Genomic DNA, 4,647 nt, shown 5'->3' on the forward strand with positions numbered 1-4,647 from the left:
CCTGAACATCATCGTGGGCTGGACGAGCCTGCAGTACTTCAAAAACGACATGACTCCGCCCAAGTGGTGCAAGTTCCTGGCCTTCGTGTCGGTCATCTGGGCCTTCTCCATCCACACCGTCACGGCCTTCCTGTACGCCGGCCTGCCGGGACGCCACTACTTCCTGACGGCCATCATGGCCGCCCGGTTCCTGGCCTCGGCCTTCTGCTCCGGCCCGGCCATCCTGCTGCTGCTGGTGCTGCTGCTCAAGCGGCTGACCGGCTTCGATCCCGGCAAGAAGGCCATCAACCGCCTGGCCGTGATCATCACCTACGCCATGTGCGTGAACATCTTCTTCTTCCTGCTTGAGGTGTTCACCTCCTTCTACAGCAACATGCCCGGGCACATCGCGCCGTTTAAGTACCTGTTCACGGGCATCGACGGCCACGACATGATGGTGCCGTTCATGTGGACGGCGGTGGTCATGGGCCTGGGCTGCCTGGTCTTCCTCATCCCCACTCCGGTGCGGGAGAAGACCCCGGCCCTGGTCATCGGGCTCATCATGCTGGTCATCGCCTCCTGGATCGACAAGGGCCTGGGCCTGCTCATCGGCGGCTTCACGCCCAACCCCTTCGAGACGGTCACGGTCTACTCCCCCACGGTGCCCGAGATCATGATTTCGCTCATGGTCTTCGCCACCGGCGGCATCGTGCTCACGGTGCTGTGGAAGATCGCCGTGGAAGTCCGCGTCGAGGTCGAAGGCGGCAACCTGTCCATGGTGCCGCCCCCGGCCGCCGAAGCCGAATAGGCTTCCCTCCCGCGCCAAAGGAAAGGCCCGCTTCCGGAAGGAGGCGGGCCTTTTGCGTGCGTTGCGGGTTTGGCGCTTGTGGCGGCGTGGCAATGCTATGGGAGCCCAGAGGGCCCAGCCCTTTGGCCGCCGGAGGCGTCTCTCCCTCCCCTTGCCGCTCGCGTCACTCGTCGTCGGTCAGCACCAGCTCCCGGCCCTCGCCGGGGTAGATGCGGCGTTCGGCGAAGGGCGTGGGGCGCTCGGGGGCCGGCCATTTGCCGGGCTGCGGCTCGGGGCCTTCCAGGGCCGCGGCGCTCGGGTGCTTGTCCGCGTTGACCGGGTGGGAGCGGATGTCCACTCCGGGCACCGGACAGCTGAATTCAATGGCGATGTGGTTGGGGTCGAAGGAGTAGAGCGAGAAGATGAAGCCGTGGTCGATGATCTCCGAGGCCCAGAAGCCGGCCGCCTCCAGGGCGTCCTTGATCTCCCACAGGTCGTCGCGGTCGCGCACGCCGATGGACACGTGGTCGAAGGCGTAGGGACCGGAAACCGGCACGCCGTGGTCCTTCTCCGCGATCGGTTCGACGCCCGGCCACTCGAAAAACGCGATCATGTCGGTTTCCGAGATCTCGAAGAAGTAGTGGCGGTAGCCGGGACGCCCCAGGCCCGCCACCAGGCGCATGCGCAAAAGGTCGCGCCAGAAGCGGATGGTCGCGTCCATGTCGCCCGTGGCCATGGCCAGGTGGTTGACGCCGGTGTAACGCATGACGGTCCCCTCCCCAGGCAGGCTCCCTACGACTCGATCCCCAGGGCCTGCGGGAAAAACGCGCCCGTGAACACGAGTTCCGCCGCGCCGCGAAGGTAGGCCTTGCCGTCGCGCAGGATGACGCCGAGCTCCTCGCCGCCGGTGGTGGTCACCACCGTCTCCTCGCCCGTGAGCCCGAGCTCCCTGGCGATGACCGCCGAGGCCACGGCCCCGGTGCCGCAGGCGTAGGTCTCGTCCTCCACGCCGCGCTCGTAGGTGCGCAGCGACAGCCGTCCCGGGCCGTCCGGGGCGATAAAGTTGACGTTGGTGCCGGCCGGCTTGAAGACTTCGTGGAACCGCACCGCCCGGCCGAGCTTCCATACGTCCACGGCCTCCAGGTGCTCCACCACGGCCACGGCGTGGGGCACGCCGGTGTTGACGAAGTGCAGCGGAAACTGCTGCTGCTCGATCTCCACGGTCATGTCCATGCGCAGGTCCTTTGGCTCGGTCAGCTGCACCGTCACCAGATTGGAATCCTCGTCCACCTCGGCCTCGATGGGGCCGGCGTCGGTGCCGAAGACGTGGCGCGCCGGGGCCAGGTCAAGCATCCAGGCGAGCCTGGCGGCGCAGCGCGAGCCGTTGCCGCACATTTCGGCCCGGGAGCCGTCGGCGTTGAAGAAATGCCACTTGTAGGCCAGCCCCGAACCCTCGGGGGCGTGGTCCAGGAAGATCATGCCGTCGGCCCCGACGCCGAAGGCCTTGCGGCACACCGGCACCACGATGTCCGGCATGTCCGCCGGGTCGTAGCCCAGCACGCGGTTGTCCACGCAGACGAAATCATTGCCGCAGCCCTGCATCTTGTAAAACGGGACGGACGGGCCGCAGACGGCTTCGAGATCCATGGATCGCTCCTTGACGAAAACGTGAACGACACCTAGCAGAACGCGCTTTCCGCGTCGAGAGCGGGGGAGGGCGGTCAGGCCGGCAGGTAGGCCCGGGCGACGCGCCACAGGTCCTCATAGGAATAGCGCGCCCGAAGCCCCAGGCACATCTCCTCGGCCAGGAGCATCTTGCGCGCCGCATCCGCCGCCACGGACCGGCGATGCAGGGCCAGCCTGCGGCGCAAAAACGTCTCGTCGAAGCCGTCGGCGACGAGAATGAGCCCCTCGGCGAAAAAAAGCGACCGGCAGGAGCCGGCCAGGCTCCGGCAGACCTCGCGCCCTTCCCGCCTGGCCATGACCAGGCAGTACATGAGGCGCGCGAGCAGGACGTCGGGCGCCAGGCCATGGTCCACCACGGCCGGGTCGTCGACCGGGGACTCGGGTGCGCCGCCGGCGCGGGCCTTGTCCGCCAGGGCGTAGGCCCGCTCCATGATGGTCGCCTCGCGCGCCGGCGGCACGGCGAAATGCGCCGTCAAAAGCGACAGCACGCGCTGGGGATTGTCCCCGGACACCATGGCCGCGAGCGTCCCGGCCATGCAGTCGAGCGCCCGGCGCAGCTCCCCGAGGGCCCGTCCCCGGCCGGCGACGAAAAGCCGCCGCACCGTCTCCTCGGGCAGCCCCGAACCGAAGGCCGTCTCCAGCAGCAGGCGGATGTACGGTTCTGTCACCGCCTCCATCTCCTCCTGCACCACCCGGCCGCCCTTGCGGCTGTCCATGAGCTTTCGAAGCGACAGCCAATAGGCCGCCACGGCCTTGGCGGGCATCTCGATGATGTCGAGGTCGGCTCTGTCCGTATCGGGGCTTGGCATGGGGCTGTGGCCTTTTGCGCGGATTGCGGATAATCATGGCCATGTCCGAAACGACGCGTTTCGGGCGTGATGGAACATACGGCGAATCATCCGCCGGCGGCAAGCCCGCCCGGCGAGGAAGGAGCGCTTATGCGCGGACGTTTGCTCAAAGTGCTCATGGTGCTGCTGGTGCTCGTGCCGGTGGGGCTGACGGCCTACCTGGCCAACAACCTCTACCATCGCAAAGGCGTGCCCGAAGCCCTGGAAAACCTGACCAAGCAGCTCTTCCGGTCCAAGGAGGAGGAGCGCAAGGCCGAGGTCCGGGCCGCCGAACTCGAGCGCAAGGCTGATGAACTGCAAACCGCCTACGACGCCCTGGTCGCGGATCTTCGCGGCGAGGTGGACAGCCGCGACATCCGCGTGCGCCAGTTTCGCGAAAAACTTGAAATCAACTTCGTGGACAAGGTGCTCTTCGCCTCCGGCAGCGCGGAAATCACCCCCCACGGCCGCGAAATTCTGCTCAAGGTCGGAGGCGTCCTGGCCAAGGTCAAAAACAAAAGCATCTACGTCGTCGGCCACACCGACTCCAATCCCATCCACTCGGCCCTGTACCCCTCCAACTGGGAACTCTCCACCGCCCGCTCCGCCTCGGTCATCCGCTTCCTGTCCGAACAGGGCGGGCTGACCCCGGAACGCTTCACCGCCATGGGCCGCGCCTTCTACCAGCCCGTGGCCAGCAACGCCACGTCCGAAGGACGCCAGGAAAACCGCCGCGTGGACGTCATCGTGGCCGACGTGCCGCTGCTCGCCGGGGAAACCGGCTCCGAAACCATGCGCGGCACCGTGGACGGCGAAAAGAAAACCCCAACCGAAACCCCCGCCGCCGGACAGGAGCCCCTGCGCGAATCCGCTCCGCCGCCCCCGCCACCGGCCCCGGACGAACCCGTCGCTCCAGCCCCGGCGACCCCGCCCCAGACCGATGCGCCAGCGCCCGCCGCCGATGCGCCGCCCGCCACGCCGGCCGATCCAGCCGTGCCGCCCAGTCAGGCCGCGCCTGCCGCCGAGGACGCCAAACCCGCGCCGCAAACTCCCGCGCCCGATCTGCCGCCCGCGTTGCCCGACAAGCCCGCGCCAGGGAAAGAGTAGCGGGGAAGAAGCGGGGCGCTCCCTGCACGTGCCGTGGCTCTGCCCCGAACCACGGCAGGGCGCTGCCCCGCACCCGCCGGGACGCTGTCCCGGACCCTGCCGGGGCTTTGCCCCGAACCCCACCGGGGGGCATGATGCCCCCCGGACCCCCTCGACGGCTTGGTCGGGCGGGGAAGCCTGCGGTCACCGGGAGGTCGGTCGCGTAGCGGACCGAAGATGGGGGCGGGATTTGGCCTGCCGCTGCCGCCGCTGACGCGGCAG

General features: G+C 68.2%; 5 protein-coding genes. 2 read left to right on the forward strand and 3 right to left on the reverse strand.

Features of this window, described 5'->3' with window-relative positions:
• On the forward strand, nucleotides 1-787 hold a 787-nt coding region (gene nrfD / locus Q1K70_RS20915), incomplete at its 5' end, for an NrfD/PsrC family molybdoenzyme membrane anchor subunit (protein ID WP_300164293.1).
• Nucleotides 788-950: 163 nt separating this feature from the next.
• Here the strand turns inward: nrfD and Q1K70_RS20920 are convergent.
• The 3 genes from Q1K70_RS20920 to Q1K70_RS20930 all read right to left on the reverse strand — a co-directional run bounded on the left by Q1K70_RS20920 (nucleotide 951) and on the right by Q1K70_RS20930 (nucleotide 3,261).
• A complete protein-coding gene (locus Q1K70_RS20920; protein ID WP_300164295.1) occupies nucleotides 951-1,532 on the reverse strand; it encodes a VOC family protein in 582 nt (193 codons plus the stop codon).
• A gap of 26 nt (nucleotides 1,533-1,558) precedes the next feature.
• Complete coding sequence (gene dapF / locus Q1K70_RS20925; RefSeq protein ID WP_300164298.1) at nucleotides 1,559-2,413, reverse strand: diaminopimelate epimerase; 855 nt, start codon at nucleotides 2,411-2,413, stop codon at nucleotides 1,559-1,561.
• A 74-nt stretch (nucleotides 2,414-2,487) separates the two neighbouring features.
• Nucleotides 2,488-3,261 (reverse strand): hypothetical protein, encoded by a 774-nt coding sequence (locus Q1K70_RS20930; protein ID WP_300164300.1) that lies wholly within the window; start codon nucleotides 3,259-3,261, stop codon nucleotides 2,488-2,490.
• A 129-nt stretch (nucleotides 3,262-3,390) separates the two neighbouring features.
• On the opposite strand from Q1K70_RS20930, the gene Q1K70_RS20935 reads away from it, so the two are divergent.
• Entirely contained in the window at nucleotides 3,391-4,386 is a 996-nt protein-coding gene (locus Q1K70_RS20935) for an OmpA family protein (RefSeq protein WP_300164303.1), read from the forward strand.
• Nucleotides 4,387-4,647: the final 261 nt, after the last annotated feature.

It is taken from the genome of Solidesulfovibrio sp. (assembly GCF_029978005.1).
Classification (GTDB): domain Bacteria; phylum Desulfobacterota; class Desulfovibrionia; order Desulfovibrionales; family Desulfovibrionaceae; genus Solidesulfovibrio.